General features: G+C 47.9%; 15 protein-coding genes. 5 read left to right on the top strand and 10 right to left on the bottom strand.

Annotated elements, in window-relative coordinates:
- The first annotated feature begins 19 nt into the window (after positions 1-19).
- Positions 20-865: a helix-turn-helix transcriptional regulator gene (locus LQ247_RS21300; RefSeq protein ID WP_161513130.1), complete on the top strand. Its 846-nt coding sequence runs from the start codon at positions 20-22 to the stop codon at positions 863-865.
- Here LQ247_RS21300 and LQ247_RS21295 read toward each other — a convergent pair.
- From LQ247_RS21295 to LQ247_RS21280, 4 genes are all read right to left on the bottom strand, one after another.
- A complete protein-coding gene (locus LQ247_RS21295; RefSeq protein WP_231006580.1) occupies positions 862-2,409 on the bottom strand; it encodes a glycoside hydrolase family 43 protein in 1,548 nt (515 codons plus the stop codon). The genes LQ247_RS21300 and LQ247_RS21295 overlap by 4 nt on opposite strands.
- Entirely contained in the window at positions 2,399-3,997 is a 1,599-nt protein-coding gene (locus LQ247_RS21290; protein ID WP_101561783.1) for a glycoside hydrolase family 43 protein, read from the bottom strand. The genes LQ247_RS21295 and LQ247_RS21290 overlap by 11 nt, the downstream gene beginning before the upstream one ends.
- Positions 3,998-4,157: 160 nt before the next feature.
- Positions 4,158-5,018 carry a VOC family protein gene (locus tag LQ247_RS21285; protein ID WP_231006579.1) on the bottom strand — a complete coding sequence of 287 codons (861 nt, stop codon included), beginning with the start codon at positions 5,016-5,018 and terminating at the stop codon, positions 4,158-4,160.
- Positions 4,990-5,448 carry a DoxX family protein gene (locus LQ247_RS21280; RefSeq protein ID WP_020450606.1) on the bottom strand — a complete coding sequence of 153 codons (459 nt, stop codon included), beginning with the start codon at positions 5,446-5,448 and terminating at the stop codon, positions 4,990-4,992. Before LQ247_RS21280 ends, LQ247_RS21285 begins: the two co-directional genes overlap by 29 nt.
- Positions 5,449-5,678: 230 nt before the next feature.
- Here LQ247_RS21280 and LQ247_RS21275 point away from each other — a divergent pair, with 230 nt between their 5' ends.
- From LQ247_RS21275 to LQ247_RS21265, 3 genes are all read left to right on the top strand, one after another.
- Positions 5,679-6,017, top strand: coding sequence for a winged helix-turn-helix transcriptional regulator (locus tag LQ247_RS21275; protein WP_020450605.1), 339 nt, complete (start codon positions 5,679-5,681; stop codon positions 6,015-6,017).
- Between the two features lie 153 nt (positions 6,018-6,170).
- Positions 6,171-7,148 (top strand): glycosyltransferase family protein, encoded by a 978-nt coding sequence (locus LQ247_RS21270; protein WP_026580630.1) that lies wholly within the window; start codon positions 6,171-6,173, stop codon positions 7,146-7,148.
- Between the two features lie 106 nt (positions 7,149-7,254).
- Positions 7,255-7,833, top strand: coding sequence for a class I SAM-dependent methyltransferase (locus tag LQ247_RS21265; protein WP_026580631.1), 579 nt, complete (start codon positions 7,255-7,257; stop codon positions 7,831-7,833).
- A 149-nt stretch (positions 7,834-7,982) separates the two neighbouring features.
- Here the strand turns inward: LQ247_RS21265 and LQ247_RS21260 are convergent, their stop codons facing one another.
- The 3 genes from LQ247_RS21260 to glvA all read right to left on the bottom strand — a co-directional run bounded on the left by LQ247_RS21260 (position 7,983) and on the right by glvA (position 11,818).
- The gene (locus tag LQ247_RS21260; protein ID WP_025810194.1) at positions 7,983-9,575 is read right to left on the bottom strand and encodes an alpha-glucoside-specific PTS transporter subunit IIBC; all 1,593 of its coding nucleotides are present in this window, start codon (positions 9,573-9,575) and stop codon (positions 7,983-7,985) included.
- Positions 9,576-9,590: 15 nt separating this feature from the next.
- Positions 9,591-10,361, bottom strand: a complete 771-nt coding sequence (locus LQ247_RS21255; RefSeq protein WP_020450601.1) for a MurR/RpiR family transcriptional regulator — start codon at positions 10,359-10,361, stop codon at positions 9,591-9,593.
- A 107-nt stretch (positions 10,362-10,468) separates the two neighbouring features.
- On the bottom strand, positions 10,469-11,818 hold the full coding sequence (gene glvA / locus LQ247_RS21250; protein WP_020450600.1) for a maltose-6'-phosphate glucosidase: 1,350 nt from the start codon (positions 11,816-11,818) through the stop codon (positions 10,469-10,471).
- 182 nt (positions 11,819-12,000) lie between these two features.
- On the opposite strand from glvA, the gene LQ247_RS21245 reads away from it, so the two are divergent.
- Complete coding sequence (locus tag LQ247_RS21245) at positions 12,001-12,330, top strand: YnfA family protein (protein WP_161513128.1); 330 nt, start codon at positions 12,001-12,003, stop codon at positions 12,328-12,330.
- On the opposite strand, the gene LQ247_RS21240 is transcribed toward LQ247_RS21245, so the two are convergent.
- From LQ247_RS21240 to LQ247_RS21230, 3 genes are all read right to left on the bottom strand, one after another.
- Positions 12,327-14,162: a sigma-54-dependent Fis family transcriptional regulator gene (locus LQ247_RS21240; protein WP_101561778.1), complete on the bottom strand. Its 1,836-nt coding sequence runs from the start codon at positions 14,160-14,162 to the stop codon at positions 12,327-12,329. The genes LQ247_RS21245 and LQ247_RS21240 overlap by 4 nt on opposite strands.
- Before the next feature lie 102 nt (positions 14,163-14,264).
- Complete coding sequence (lpdA, locus tag LQ247_RS21235; RefSeq protein ID WP_216922033.1) at positions 14,265-15,641, bottom strand: dihydrolipoyl dehydrogenase; 1,377 nt, start codon at positions 15,639-15,641, stop codon at positions 14,265-14,267.
- A gap of 18 nt (positions 15,642-15,659) precedes the next feature.
- Positions 15,660-16,787 (bottom strand): dihydrolipoamide acetyltransferase family protein, encoded by a 1,128-nt coding sequence (locus tag LQ247_RS21230; RefSeq protein ID WP_231006578.1) that lies wholly within the window; start codon positions 16,785-16,787, stop codon positions 15,660-15,662.
- Position 16,788 lies beyond the last annotated feature (1 nt).

The following is a 16,788-nucleotide window of genomic DNA, read 5'->3' as shown; positions in this document are numbered from 1 at the left end:
TCAAGGAGGAATGCCCGACATGCTCCATCCTAAATATTTCATAGCCGAGCATTCTTTTTCGATTCAATATATGCAGAGAAAAGGATTTACCGAGATGAACGCGCCGCATGTTCATGAAGGCTATGAACTGTATTATCTGCTCAGCGGAGAACGCACGTATTTTATTAACCAAAGCGTCTATACCGCGGAAAAAGGCTCGATGATCATCATCAACCCCCACGACCTCCACCGAACGTCAAGCACGGAAGTTCAAGAGTTCGAACGCATCCTGATTAATTTCTCGCACAATTTCATTGAACCATTGCTTGAGTGCAGCCATTATCGGCTGCTTCCGTTTCCGGAACATCAAAATTTCATCGCATTTTCCCTCCGTGAACAGGCGGCAGTCGAACACCTGCTGATGGAGATGAAGAAGGAGTGCAAGCTGAAAAAAGAAGGACACGAAGATGTCGTGAGGGCGCTATTGTTTCAGCTGCTTTTTACCATTTACCGGAGCCTTGCGGGCGGCGGACGCAATCAAACACGGCCGCTTCACCCGATGGATGAAAAAATCTCGGAAATCGCTTCATATATCAATGGCAGCTTTCAAGAAACGATGACATTAAACCGGCTGGCCGGACAATTTTATATCAGCCCATCATATTTAAGCAGAGTGTTTAAAAAAGTGACCGGCTTTCATCTTCAGGAGTATATCCGGCATATCAGAATCCGCGAAGCGAAAAAACGGCTTCGTGATACAGACGAGAAAATATTGGACATCGCCGCGGATACCGGTTTTAAGCATATCAGCCACTTTAATAAAGTGTTTAAAGAAATCGTCGGCATCCCGCCGCTTCAATACAGGAAAAAAAGCAGAGACATTTAATATGCGGTATAACGGAACCAGTCAAAATCAGCGACGGCCTTTCTGCCGCTTCCGCCATTATTGGCGAATACCCCCACCATCGTTCCCGTATGTCCTTTTGCGTCACGCGACCCCTCATCGCTTAAGAAACGGGCATCATAAGTACCGCCTGCGTGATGCCAATGCTTCCCTTCATAACTGTAGTAAAAATCCCTCTTTTGCTTATTGATGACGGCTTTTAAATACAGCGGGCCGGCTTCGGCATGTTTTTCCCCAAGCGTTTTTTGGAAGCCGGAGCGATTTTCCATGACCTTGATCTTTAATCCTTCTTCATAGGTCAGACAGCATTTCAAATAATTATGCGTGCTGTAGTAGCAGACGATCCCCGCTTGCTCGCCGGACGCCGCAGGTGAAAAGTCGAGTTTCACGCCGGCGCTGTATTGGTGGTGCTTTTCCCTTCTGACGACCGTATTTTTTGCGCTGATGTCGTGTAAATCCCAATCACCTGTCCATAGCCTGAGATATCCCGGTCTTTCGGTCAAAGACCAGCCTGAATGGTCGGGATTTCTGACAAACTGCCAGTCAAGACCGAGCGTATCATCGTCAAAATCGTCGAAAGTCTTTTCATCCCATTTGACCGGAGGAAGGTTGGGAGCGCGCTGGATCAGACTCGGGCCGTTCAAGCCGTTGATGACAAACCAGCCGTCATCCTTCCATTCGACGGGATCCAAAGCGGTCTCTCTGCCAACCGTTGTATAGTTTCCCTCATTGGGCCGCCCGCATAGATACACCGCCCACCATTCTCCATTCTGGGTTTCAACGAGCTTGCCGTGCCCCGCTCTTTGAATCGGAGCATCCGGGTCTGTCTGCGTTAATATCGGGTTATACGGGCAGGGCTCATAAGGACCGTACAAATGCGTCGAGCGGGCTGTCGTGATCGAGTGGGAATATCCGGTGCCTCCTTCCGCCAATATCGCGTAGTAATACCCGTCTTTTTTCAGCACATGCGGCCCTTCAGGCGCCCTTCTCCCGGTCCCTTCCCAAATCTGAACCGGCTCGCCGGAAACTTCTGTGCACTCGTCATTTAAAGGAAAGAGCGTGCAAGCAGGACTGAGCAGCATATAGTGTTTCCCGTCGTCATCAACAAAGTGAGACGGATCGATGCCGCTTCCTTCATCAATGAAAACGGGCTTTGAATAAGGGCCTTCGGGACGGCTGGACTTGATCATGATCTGTCTGCGGATCAGCTCTCGTCCATTGATGACGGTCGGTCCGTTCAGCCTGTGTGTCGCGAAAATGTAGAAGGTTCCGTCATGATACGAGATATCGGGCGCCCAAATGCCGTGTGAATCATTGATATCAGACAGATCCAATCCGTCATTCTCCGTAATTCCGTGGCCGATGATCTTCCAATGGACTAAATCTTTAGAGTGGGAAATAACGATTGCCGGGAAATACTGAAACGTTGAGTTCACCATGTAAAAATCTTCCCCGACTCTGATAATTGAAGGATCTGGGTGAAAACCGGTCAACACCGGGTTCGTATATGTGTGTTCACCATTCATGACATTCCCCTCCTGCCGGTTCGACCCTGAACCAATCGATATCGCACCAGCCGTCCTGTCCGTCTGCTCCTCCGGTATCCGTGCAATATACACCTGCCTTGGCACCCGTCCATCGCCCGGGAACAGCCTGAAACGAATCCCCAATCTGTGTGAAATGACGCTGATCTATGCTGTAGCTGAAACGGCACACCGCCTGTTCATCAACAGTCACGCGCAAATAGACCGTTTCCGCCTGTACACCGTGCTCTTCTGTTTTGACATCTTCCTGCTCACCTTCCATACGGCCTTTGTATACAGAAAGCCGATAGCCGTTTTCCGATTTCGAAAAGCCGAGATAGGCGTATTCCCTTCCCATTACAGCCAAGCCGGCCAGCATAGTGTCCGAGAAGGCGTTTAGCGACAATTTGACTGTTGCTGTAAAGCTTGGGCCCGAAAATTTCTGCATCAGAAGGTTCGGCAGACGGCTCAGTTTGAACGGATGCGGGATGCCGCGGCTGTACAAGCGAAGCCGGCCGGGACTGGCGCTGAGAGAGTACCAGTCTTGCTTCGGATTCGCTTCCCATTGCCAATGAAGCGCAAGGCGATCTGAAGAAAAATCATCATTGGCATGGTCAAAGGGCTGTTTCACTTCTTTGGCGTTTGTCTTCGGCTTTTCCCATTGCAAAACAGGTTCGCCGATCCCGTCGCCGTCTATGTCTTCGCCCATCAACGGCCAGCCGTCGATCCAGCGGACAGGTTGAAGGTGCACTACTCTGCCGAATGCTCCGCGATCTTGAAAGTGGATAAACCATGATTCTTCGGAATCAAGCTCAATCCAGCCTCCCTGGTGCGGACCGTTAATCGCTGTATTTCCTTGGTGGAGGACAACCTTATCTTCATAGGGACCGTAAATCTGCTTGCTCCGCAAAACCGTCTGCCAGCCTGTCTTCACCCCTCCGGCCGGGGCAAAGATATAATAATAGCCGTCTTTTTTATACAGTTTCGGCCCTTCAATGGTAGGATGGTTCAGCGTACCGTCAAAGACGATCTCGCCATCGTCTTCCAATGCCGTTCCGTCTTTTTTCATTCGGCAGAGATTCAGCTTGCTCTTGATTCCGATTCTGCTGTTGGCATAGGCGTGGATCAAATAGGCATTTCCGTCGTCATCCCAAAATGGACAAGGATCAATCCAGCCCTTTGTCTTTTTGACGTGTATGAGAGGCTCCCATCCTTTAAACGGATCTGATGTTTTGCTCATAAAGATTCCCTCATCAGGCGTAGCGAAATACACCAGGAATTCCCCGTTATGGTACCGAATGCTCGGCGCCCATGCTCCTTTGCCGTGAGCAGGGGCCTCGTATTCGCCGAAGGGGAGCTCGTCAAACACATGGCTGATCAAAGACCAATTCACCAAATCTGTCGAGTGCAAAACGGGAATTCCGGGAAAACAGGAAAAACTCGAGGCCGCCATAAAAAAGTCGCTGCCTTTCCGAACGACATCGGGATCTGAGTAGTCCATGAAAAGAACGGGATTGCAAAACCGCCCGCCGTCAACATTCGGATTCCAGACAGGCGGATGTTTCGCCTTGCCAGTCAGGCTTTTTGCCATCAACCTTCACCCCTGTTTCATTTCCAATTTTTCAAATTCATGTTAGCACAGCTGCCACCCCTGAATCTTTGTTATTAATGTCTGTTTATTCTCATTCTTTGCTATTGTTGTCCTTTGATTGAATGGCATAAAAAAAAGGCGAAACTAAAGTTTCGCCTTTTCAAGCAGTCAACCTGATATCAATGCCTGAAGCCGGGTCTTTAACAAACCATGCGTTTTCTTGATGCTCAACGGCATAACCTGAGCTTTTCAGTTTTTTCACGATGCGGTCCAATTCCGCCTGACTCGGGAGAAGAACCGTGTAATATGTCATGCCTGCCGCATTAAGTGGAGCAAATGGCGCATGTTGTCCGGCCCAGATGTTTAAGCCGATATGGTGATGGTAGCCTCCGGCAGAGACGAAAAGCGCTGACATGTGTTGATAATCTCCTGTAATATCAAATCCCAGCACAGAGTGGTAAAATTCTTTCGCCAGCTTTAAATCCTTGACGTGAAAATGGACGTGTCCGATTTTTGTTTCAGGGGGAAGACCTTGCCATTTGTGACCATCGGCTTCTTCAAGAAGACCTTGGACATCAACCGGCTCCGTACCCATCACGTAGTTCCCCTGTTCATCACGCTTCCAGCCCTCGCGCGGGCGGTCCCGGTAGATTTCAATTCCGTTTTGATCAGGATCTGACAAGTAAAGCGCCTCGCTGACAAGGTGATCTCCCTGGCCGAGTTCAATGCCGGAGCGGAGCAAATGCTTCACAGCCATGCCGAGCTGCTTGCGACTTGGAAGCAAAATGGCAAAATGATAAAGGCCTGCTGCCGATCTTTCAGGCAGCACAACAGCATTTGGAATTTCCTCAATAATCAGAAGCGGATTTTTCCCGTCAACTGTGAACTCCGCCGTTTTTCCGTCACGTTTTAATACTTGAAAACCGATCACATCCCTGTAAAAAGAAACCGATCTTTCAAGACTGCTCACCTTCAGCTTCACATATCCGAGCTCAGTGCCCGGGTGGATTTGCTGCGTCATCTGTTTTTCCTTCTTTCCTTGGTTTCTCCTGCCCTTTGGAACGGAATAAACCATCAAGAGACAGCATGCGGCTTCCGCTCAAGCCCAAGTATACAGACATTGCAAGAAGCGCTACATCAAATTCATAGCCTGCGCCTCCATCCGTTCCCATGAATCCGGCGGATAGCTTAACAGTGAAAATGGCCCCCAGCATGACAATCGCAAATAAAAGGCCAATCACACGCGTACCGAGCCCGAGAATCATTAAAGCCCCTCCGGCCAATTCGATAATCGCTACGATATAGGCGAGAAAGCCCGGAATTCCGACACTGCTGAAAAATCCTACAGTATTTTCAATCCCGCCTTGAAATTTTGAAAGACCGTGAAGCAAAAATGTAAGACCGGTAACCAAACGTAAAATAAATGCACCTAATTCGTATTTGTTGTTCATTATTTTCTCCTCTAGTTTATTTTTTATTTAAAAGACCAATGACGTACACCAACTTTATCCATCTATCAACATATCATCCGCATAAGAAGTCTGCAGTGTCCTCCTTTTTTCGTTCGTTACTTACTTTGTGTAAGTTAGTATATATAAATAAGAAACTTACGTCAAGACATTTTATGAGCTTTGCTCATTCATTGATATACCGTTATAATAGACCTAGAGAGGTGAGAAATATGAGCCTATCATCTTTATGTCCGAAATTCGAAAAAGGAATGAAAATGATAAGTCAGCGCTGGAATGGATTCATCATTCACCAGCTTCTTAACGGCCCGCAGCGGTTTTGCCATATAGAATCTTCCCTTCCCATCAGCGGAAGGCTGTTATCCGAAAGATTAAAAGAACTCGAACACGAAGGCATCATCCACCGGCACGTGTATCCAGAAACTCCGGTGCGGATCGAATACTCCCTGACTGAAAAAGGACAGGCGCTCGAATCGGTCCTTAAAGGAATGGAAAAATGGTCGCAGGAATGGATCGATCCGGACGGCGCCAATGAACGGGAAAATCATTAAAAAAGGCGTGCATCTCAGGTGCATCGCCTTTTTGTTTTGCCGTTTTATTCCGCATATTTTTCAGATCCCCGCCTTTTTCATGCTTGCCTGAACATCAATTTTTAATCCTCATATATTAAATAGGGAAAGATTACTTCCTGAGAGGAGAAAGAAATGCGGAGATGCTTGAAAATATTAGTTCTGATTAAAACGTTTTGGAAGACCATGCCCAAACATGAAGTAAAGTATAAAATGATGAAATCTCTGGAGGAGTTTGCCGAAGTCATGTACTGGCATACAGACGGCTATCTTCCGGATATTTTGGACAAAATCCAATTTCGCCCTGATTTCATTTTCCACTACGACATTGCCTACGGCTTCTCATTATCCCCAAACATAAGGGGGCTCAAGGATACAAACATCCCCACCGGCGCGTTTGTGATCGATTCTCATTTTAATCAACAGATCAGAAGCAGCTATTTCGAAGAAAACCAAATTGATTTAATTTTTTCAGTGACAAAAGAGCATTTTTTAAATGAATATCCCCAGTATGAAGAAAAATTCAGATGGGTTCCATGGGCAGTTGATCCAGAAATATTCAAGGACTGGAAGTTGAAAAAAACGATAGACTATTTGCTCATGGGGCTCGTGCATGAAGGAAACAAAAGATACCCTCCAAAAGGAAAGTACCTTTTTAGGGAAGCTGTACTGCAGACCATGAAGCATGAAAAAGGGTTTGTTCACCACCCCCATCCCGGCAATGTCATAACTGATGAAGAAGAAATCAAGCAGGCTTTTTTGAATGAAAAGTATGCCCAGGAACTGAACAGGGCCAAGATATTTTTCACGTGCGGAAGCACCCTTCGCTATCCGTTGTTGAAATTTTTTGAAGCTCCTGCCTGCAGAACGTTGTTGCTGGCGGAACCAAATCAAGATATTTACGATCTTGGTTTTAAAGACGGCACCCATTTCATTGCTTGTGAAGTTGAAGACTTTTATGATAAAGCAAAATACTATCTTCAAAACGAAAAAGAAAGGCAGCGTATCACAGACAACGGCTACCGTCTCGTTCATTCGCGGCATACCTATCATGCGCGCGCACAAGAAATAGCAGACGCGATAATAGATTTTTTGGAGCAGCGGAAACGGTGATGAATGGATCCATTTTTCTTATCCGGCGGGATTGTTCCCGCACGCATTTTCTTTTCGGACATATATTTCTATTACTGATGATTTAAAAGATTTCGAGGTGAAAAACATGGGAACGGAAATGCCCGCTGAGTTTTATGATCAATTTATTGACCGACATCTGATTCCGCTTGAAAAAAGCCCTTGGAAAAAGGTGTATGAAGAAGCTGCACGTCTATTGCCGGAGTCCAAAGATGAAACGATTGTTGATATTGGCTGCGGCACAGGGAGATTCGCAAAGCTTTTATATGACAAAGGATACAGAAAATATTTAGGCATCGATTTTTCCAAAGGAATGCTTGAAGAAGCCAAAAGGTATAATCCCTCGTTTACTTTCATCGAAGGGAATGTATATGACGAGGCGATCGTCCGGATGCTGCAAAAATACAATGTTTTTGTTTTGCTGGAAGTGTTAGAGCATATCGAGAAAGACAAGGCGTTTTTATCAAGTCTTCCTCAAGGGAGCGATATGGTGATTTCTGTGCCTAACTATGATTCTCGCGCCCATGTCCGCCACTTCAAACATATTGACGAAGTCATCGAAAGATACGACGGCATATTGGATTTTCAGGGCAGCGAAAAAGTCGTCATTAAAACATCTGAACAGCTGAAGAATGAAATTTACGTGCTGAACTGCAAAAAAAGATAATAAACGGGAATTGGCATGCAGCGAGCTAATGCGGATAACCTGTGAAGCGTTAGCTTGTCTCTGCATCAAAAGAGCATCCCCCAATCGTACATGCAAGTCTCCGCAACTTGCATTTGTCGTTTCAGGAGATGCTATTTTCCCCGGCACAATTATGATTGATCCAGCAGCTTCTCAACCCTTTCACGGACTTGCGGAACCGAAAGACCGATGATAATTTGCAAGGCTTTTCCGTTTCTGACGACACCGTGAACGCCAAAGGACTTAAACGTACTGTCCGGCTCCACTTTCGATTCATCATACACGCTGACTCTCAGTCTTGTCGCACAATTCGTCACTTCAGCTATGTTTTCTTTTCCGCCGAGCGCTTTGATGCAAAGAACCGCCTGATCGGTTTCATCCATTTCCTGCGCAGCAGAAACCTCTTTTTCGGACTCTTTTTTCGCCTTGTATTCTTTTTTCGAATAAAATTTGGTCTCCTGCTGCTGGTCTTTTTCACGCCCCGGTGTGGCGATATCCAATTTTACAATCAAGAACCTGAATACGAAGAAGTAAATGGCGGTGAAAGACAAGCCGATCAAAATTTGAAAAATATAAGTGCTGCCATGCTGATGAAACAGAGGGATCCAGTTGAGCGTTAAAATCTCGATTAAACCGCCGCCCATATTTCCGACAACCCCTGCAGCATACATCAAGGTTGCCATCGTCGCGGCCAAGAGACTGTGTACGAAAAACAGCAGCGGCGAAATGAACAAAAACGTAAATTCGATCGGCTCCGTGATCCCCGCAATCACCGCTGTCAGCGTGATCGGAATCAGCAGACCGGCAACGATTTTCTTCTTTTCTTTTTTGGCTGTTACATAGATCGCGAGCGCGATCCCCAGAATTCCGAAGATTTTAGAGTTTCCGTGGAGCGCGAATCCGCCTTGAGGAAAGAGCTCTTTCAACGGCTCAGAGCTTGCCGAGAACTCGCTGAGATGCTGCGCCCAATAGGTGACAATTCCGCCTTCAACTACGGCCGGGCCGAAAACAAATGGCGTGTAGATGAAGTGATGCAGGCCTGTAGGGATCAAAATTCTTTCCAAAAATGTGTAAACCCATACACCGAATGCTCCTGAGGCGACAAGGAAGCTTTGCAGCGACGCAATGCCGCCCTGCACCATCGGCCAAATCCACGCGGTCGCAAGCGCTACCGGAAGCATGATCGCAAATGAAATGATAACGACAAATGAAGAGCCTTGAAATATTCCTAAAAAATCGGGCAGCTTCTTATCAAAGTAGCGATTGTGGATATAAACGACAATCGATGAAATCAGAATCGCCCCGATAATGTTCGTATCAAGGGTTTTGATGCCGGCGATTTCCGCAAGTCCGCTTGTTCCTCCGGCTTCCTGTGTCATATCAACACCGAAAAAATCGCCCCATACTGTCAAAATGGCGCTGACAAAATAATTGAAGGTCAGATAGGTAGTAAGCGCTTCCAAACATGCCCTCGCCTGCGCTTTTTTCGCCAGTGCGATCGGAATTCCGACCGCAAACAGCAGCGGCATTTGCCTGAAGACAGTCCAGCCGCCTTCTTCAAGGATATACCAGAATTGATACCAAAAGGTGTCCTGACGGGCAAGCGCTCCCATCAGCTGCTCATTTTTAAATAATGTGCTGAGGCCCACGACGATCCCGGCAAAGGCAAATAGCAAAACCGGCACAAACATGGCGCTTCCGAATCGCTGTACTTTTTGCATCAATGCGAATCCCCCCTGTTATTCCTGATTTTTCTTTTCTTCAGCATAGTCGACATAGCTGCGAAACAGCGCTTCCCCAACGAGAAAAAAGGGCGCAAAAGCTGTCAGCTCCGTTTTTGGATAAACCGTCACCGTCTGGCTCGGCGCATAGAGATTGTAAGGCGTGAGCTGGGCGAGCAGATTATTTTTCAAATTAGTCAAAGAGATAAAAGGAATGCCTTTTGCCGACAGAGACTGTGCCTGCGGAATCAGCGACGGGGTTTCTCCTGACAGCGAAATGATGATGATCAGATCGGCCGGGCTAAAATCAGGAAACATGAGGTCGAAATCGATTTGATCTTTGATCACCGTCAAATAACGGTGCTGAGAAACAAACATTCGCTGCAGCTCATAAGCGCACGTGGTCTGAGCGGTACCTGAACCATAGACAAAAATGCGGTCTGCTTCGTCAATGAGCTGACACATCTTGCGCAAATCCGTATTTTTCAAATACTTCATGCTTGCTTCCATATCCCTCATGAGGCATTCAAAGGAACGGCAATCTTCCCGCTCTTCTTCCCGTTTCTCGGCCTCCCATTTCAGAAACACCCTGAACTCACTGTACCCGCTGAAATCCAATTTTTGAGAAAGCCTTAAAATCGATGTGCGGGATACGTTGCATTTCTTTGCTAATTCGTTGATGCCCAGCTTGTAGCAAGTGTCTTGATGGTTCAAAATATATTTCAAAACATGAAAGTCGTTTTCGTTCAATTTTTTATAATGCTTGTTCATTAATTCTTCCAACTGCATCATTTTCACCCCATTTATTCTCTGTCTCTATTATATAAAATACGAGAATAAATGGGAGATATGCCTGGGCTGGCCGGTATGGCTCAGGAGCCCAGGCGCTTTCATCCTTAAAGCGACGGCTGAAGATGTTCCGCGGAGAGCTCCGGCCAATATGCTTTGTTCGCTTCAATCAGATCATCGAGAATCAGTTTGGCTGTTCTTGCATTCGGCACGGTGCGCGACAAAATCAGAGCCTGCCAAAGCTTTTGATACGATTTTTCAATCCAGGCTTCAACGACAAGCTTTTCAACAGACACCTGCTGTTCCATCAGCCCTTTTTGGAACTGCGGTATCTTGCCGATTGTGATCGGCTCCGGACCGTTTTTGCCGACAATGCAAGGCACCTCAACCATCGCCGATGAATCGAAGTTTTGGATCGCTCCGTTATTTTCAACAATTAACAGCATCCGTTCACCGGTATTAAAAGCAAGGGCGCGCGCAAGGTCGACAATATATGAAGCATGATCATCAATTTTGATTTTGCTGCCGGCGCTGGATTGGGCTTTTGCGATTTTTTCACACTCGCCGAAAATGAATTTTTCCCGCCCTTCCATTACTTCGTTCGCCCGCGTGAATTCAGGGTTTGATTTTTTCACCATGTCATCGGGATAAAAATAATATTGCAAATACGTATTTGGAAGCGTCTCAGGATCGAGTTCATATACTTCCCTCGCTTTTTTGAACGTGTCGTTCCAGCTGGCCTCAGCCTTTTCATGTTCGTGTTCAGGAATATAGCCGAACTTCCCGACGTGCTCCTTGATCGCCGGCATCAGATCATTGCCGTTTTTATCACAAATTGACGTCCACCAGCCAAAATGATTAAGACCGTAATAACGGACGACCATCTCTTTTCGTGATGACAGCCCGAGAATTTGAGCCATCCTGTCTTCGATACCGATCGGCATATCGCAAATGTTCAGCACTTTTGATGTCGGCCGCAGCCTTCTCGTCGCTTCGGCAACGATTGCAGCCGGGTTTGAATAGTTCAGCATCCACGCATCAGGTGAATAAGTTTCCATATAATCAATGAGCTCAAGGACGCCGCCAATCGACCTCATTCCGTACGCAATCCCTCCGGGTCCGCACGTCTCCTGGCCGACGACTCCGTATTTCAGAGGGATCTTTTCATCGAGCTCGCGCATCGCATATTTGCCCACTCTGATATGAGCCATGACAAAATCAACATCGGAAAACGCCTCTTCCGGATCGGTTGTCGCTAAAAATTGAATGTGCGGAGCCCTTTCTCGAACCAACACTTCACAGGCGCCGGCTATCTTGTCTTGCCGCTCCCCATCATTGTCATACAATTTCAGCTGTCGGATCGGGAAATCATCCAAATTGTCCAAGAGCATCAATACAATTCCCGGGGTAAATGTGCTTCCTCCGCCTGCAATGACAATCGAATACGTTTTATCCATTTTTAAAGCCCCCTTATAAGCGTTTACAATTTACTTATATCATGCTGAAGGAGCCGTTCCAACAGGTTCGGGAAAGACAGTTCCTATACTCGCGTTCTGTTTATTTTCCCGAAAAACGGGAACTTTCCCGGCCGTTTTATGTCGTGTAGAATAAAGGCAATTCACTGAATTGGAGTGTGTTGTTGATGCTGATCGCAATCGGTTTATTTTTGCTGGCGGGCTTGGCTGAAATCGGCGGGGGCTATCTCGTATGGCTGTGGCTGAGGGAAGCCAAACCGCTGTGGTACGGGGTAGCCGGAGGGCTGACTTTAATCATTTACGGCATAATCCCGGCTTTTCAGGCGTTTCCATCGTTCGGGCGCGTCTATGCCGCGTACGGGGGCGTATTTATTATTCTGGCTGTGCTTTGGGGTTGGCTGGTGGACAAAAAAACCCCCGACCTCTATGATTGGGCCGGGGCCGTGATCTGTTTAGCCGGTGTCAGCGTCATGCTTTGGGCGCCGAGAGGTTAAAGGTTATACTTTCGAAGCCGCTTGTAAAATGTGCTTCTTGGAATTCCGGCCTGCTTAGCCGCTTCGGACACATTTCCTTTCGTTTTTTGCAAAGCTTCCATCATCGTTTGTTTTTGAACACGTTCTCTGAATGTGAGCCGGTCTTCTTCAGAAGGCGCGCCGCTTTTCCAATGGAGTCCGTCCAGCACCGCGCTGTATTGGGACGGGGCGATCAGCCCGCCGTCCGGAAATAAAACCCTGAGCCTTTCAAACGTATTAAAGAGCTCACGAACGTTTCCCGGCCAGTGATATTCTTGAAGCCGATTGAAAAAAATCGGCGGAAAATCGGCCTTCCACCCGTGTTGCTGCTGATAGTGGCGGAACAAATCAGGTATGTCCTCTTTGCGCTCTCTGAGCGGCGGTACTTTTACCGGATAAACATGAAGGCGGTAATACAGATCTTCACGTATCTTTCCTTTTTGGAGAAGATCTTTCAGATCACGGTGTGTTGCTGTGATGATTCTGATGTCGAGGGGAACTTCACGGGTTCCGCCGATCGGAGTGACCTTCCGCTCTTCGATGATCCTTAAGAGCGCCACTTGCATCTGATAAGGGATCTCACCGATTTCATCGAGAAAAATCGTACCGCGGTGAGCCTGTTCAAACTTCCCTTTTGAACCGCGGCGCTTTGCCCCTGTAAATGCACCTTCGGCATAGCCGAACAATTCGCTCTCCATCAGGCTTTCAGGAATGGCGCCGCAGTTGACGGCGATAAAAGGCCCGTTTCTCCGGGCGCTTGCCTGATGAATGGCCCTTGCGGCAAGTTCCTTTCCGGAGCCTGTCTCCCCCCATATGTATACATTCGCATCCGTCTGAGCCGCAAGCCTCATGTCGTTAAGCGCCTGCTGAAACGCCCGGCTTGTTCCTGTTTCTCCTGGATAGATGAAACGGGATGCGAGTGATGGAGCTGTTTTTTTGCGGGAGACTTCAGCCAGTGCCATCGACTTTCCGAGGGGCCTGCCGTCTTTTGCGGAGAAAATCGTCTGTTTGTGCACGCCGGCAAACCCGCGCTCATACAGATCATTGACATCCATTCTCCTCCAGTCGGAAAAACGTTCCCGCACCGGTCTGCTCGCAGCTACGATTTTGTCTTTTTCATTGCAGACGATAAACGGCTGATCCGAATCGATTTTTTCAAGACAATGGCTGATGAGCTCGGCTTCGTTTTTTTTCGTGTGTACGCTGACCTCGCGCTCGATGGCGTGTGCGGCAGTAGCAGCCATCCCAAGCATAAAGGGATGCCTTCTATCCGTGAGACAGGAAATATCAATCAAACCCATAACAGTGCCGTCTTCATCGCGAATCGGTGCAGCAGAACAGCTCCAATGATGGGATGCCACCGAAAAATGCTCGGTCCCGTGAATGGTGACAGCTTCGCCGATTTCAAGTGCGGTTCCGATGGCGTTCGTGCCGACTTCTGTTTCCGTCCAGCGCACACCCTCAACAAAATTGATTTTTTTCGCCTCTTCAAGCGTCCTCAGGCATCCGGCCAAACTCAATACGTACCCGTCGGCATCGATCAAGAGCGCCATCATTTCCGACTCTTTTAATTCACGGCTGATATTGTGTAAATAAGGCAGGGCGATATCGAGGAATAACGAATGTTTCTTTTTTTGAGCGTTGAATAAATCCTTTTTTAAAATTGACTGTCCTTTATCTAAATACGGATTTACATTTCGGCTTTTGCAGCGGTACCATGATTCCATGACTCTTTTGTTCAAGCGGGCCTGGTCAAGGAGCCCCTCCTGAACAAAACGTTTCCACGTATTTAAATAGCAGGGCGTCGGATTCATTCCATCCTCTCCTAATGCTTTTTCCTCATTATATTATAAAAGCGCTTTCAATATCGATAAAAAAAACTCCGCACTTACCTGCTGTGCGAAGTTTTCCATTATTCAGCAATGAACCGCCTGGCCTGCGACTTGCAGCAAAGCTTCGTGAATCGTTTCCGAAAGAGTCGGATGAGCCGCGATGAAGTGCTCCATTGCGTCTGCCGTCAGCTCAGCGTGCATCATCACGGCTGCCTGGCCGATCAGTTCGGTTGCTCCCGGACCCACGATCGAAACCCCGACAATTTCCTGATACTCCGGCTCTGTGATGATTTTGACCTTTCCGGCAGCCTCATTTAAAATAAGTGCTTTTCCGTTTGAAGAAAACGGAAACTCACCGATACGAACATCCCCGTAGCGCTCCCTCGCCTTTTTTTCATTTAAGCCAACGCTTGCGATCTCAGGCGAGGTATAGATGCAGCGCGGAATGATTTCACTGTTGACCTTCATGTCTTTGCCCGAGGCATGGGATGCGGCGACGATTCCTTCGTGAAAGGCGGCATGCGCTAGCTGAACTCCGCCTGTGATATCCCCGCACGCATAAATATGCGGAATGTTTGTCTGCATATGCTGGTTGACTTGAATCCCTTTCCTGTCATATCGGACTCCGATATGCTCAAGCTTCAAATCAGCAGTTCTCGGTTTTCGGCCGACGGCGACCAGACATCGATCCGCTTGAATATTAAAGCTGTCATCGCCATTTTTCAGAAAGACGCGCTGCCGGGCAGGATCAAGACGCTCCACTTGTACAGATGTGAAAACACGGACGCCGGACTCTTCGAGACTTGTGTGCAGAAAGGCGGCAATATCCGGATCTTCCTCAGGCAAAATCTGTTCCGCTTGCTCGGCTATCACTACGTTCGCTCCCAACCTGCTGTATATACTGGCAAATTCACAACCGATGATTCCTCCGCCGATAATAAAAATTGTTTCAGGAATGGACGGCAATGACATGGCATCTCCGCTGTCGATGATCCAGCTCCCGTCAAAAGACGCAAAAGGCAGTGCGGCAGGTTCCGCTCCTGCCGCTATAATCACATGCCCGGCATTGATGACCTCCTGTTTTCCGTCCTTTTCAACAAGTATGTCGTGTTCCGACAAGAACGATGCTTTTCCTTGCAGCACCTTGATTTTGTTTTTATTCATCAAATATTTAATACCCCCGGCGAGCCGCTGAATGATCTCTCTTTTACGGCTTTGGACGGCCTCCCACTGAACCGTCGGGCTTTCGCCTGCCAGCCCGATGCCGAATGCGCCGGCGGACTTTACTTTCTCGAACATATCGGCGCTCTCAAGAAGCGCTTTTGTCGGTATGCACCCTTCATTTAAACACGTCCCTCCGAGGGGGCCATCTTCAATCAGGATGACTTCTCTGCTATTCTTGGCGGCTGTTATCGCCGCCACGTAACCCGCAGGTCCCCCTCCTATAATCGCGAGTGTCACAGTCTATCCACCTTCTCTCTATAAAAGAATCGATGCAGGATCTTCCAAATATTTTTTTACATCTGAAAGGAATGCTGCAGCAGGCGCACCATCAAGCGCGCGGTGATCAAAAGTCAGACTGAGCGGCAGAATGGCGCCCTTTGTCAGTTCTCCGTCTTGATAGACGGGGGCCGAATACATTTGGCCGATTCCAAGTATCCCGGTTTCTGGCGGATTTAAGATCGGCGTAAAGTGCTCGACACCATATGCGCCGAGATTTGTAATCGTAAATGTCGATCCTTCTATTTCGTCGTGCAGAAGCCTACCTTCCCGCGCTTTTTTGGCGTACCATTTGATTTTCTTGGCCAGTTCGATCAGCGGGAGCCGCTCGGCATGACGGATGACGGGAACGGCCAGGCCTTCGTCCAAAGCGGCCGCCACTCCTAAATGAACATGCTCAAAGGTCGCAAGCCTTCCGTCTTGATAAACGCTGTTCATAGACGGATGATCCAAAAGCGAAAAAACAGCTGCCCTGGCGGCAAAATCAGTGATCGTCAGCTTTGTATCATACCTGGATTGAGCTGTTTCATTAAGCTGTTTTTGCAGGGCTGTTAATTTCGTGATGTCCGCCTTCATCGTAATTGTCAGCTGGGCGCTGTTTTGCAGGCTTTCCGTCATTCTTGCGGCAATCGTTTTCCTCATCGGGCTTGCCGGCGGGCGATCTTCAGCCTTATCCGCCTGCTTGTTCGGCCTGTCGGGAAGCGCCTGCAGCACATCCGCTTTCGTAATTCTCCCTCCGGGCCCCGTGCCTTTCAGCGTTTTGATGTCTATATTTGCGCTTTGCGCGATTTTGCGTGCAGCCGGAGAAATTTTAATCCGTTCTTTCGGGGAATCCGGCTGTTTTGTTTGACTTTCCGGCGTTTGTTCGTTTTCATTCCCGATCTGGCAGATGACCGTTCCCGGCGGCACTCCCTCTCCTTCGGACACTTTGATGTCCAACACGGTTCCGTTTGCCGGAGATTCGATTTCCATTTCGATTTTTTCGGAATTGATGCTGGCAATGCTTTCTCCTTTTTCAACGGCTTCACCGACTTTTTTATTCCAGACGGAAACCGTACCTTCTTTCATCGCCATTCCCAATTTCGGCATGACAACCTCGACAGCCATG

It is taken from the genome of Bacillus sp. BS3(2021) (assembly GCF_021043345.1).
Lineage (GTDB): Bacteria > Bacillota > Bacilli > Bacillales > Bacillaceae > Bacillus > Bacillus paralicheniformis.
The sequence above is the reverse complement of the archived record's forward strand: the minus strand, read 5'-3'. Positions and strand labels throughout refer to the sequence as shown.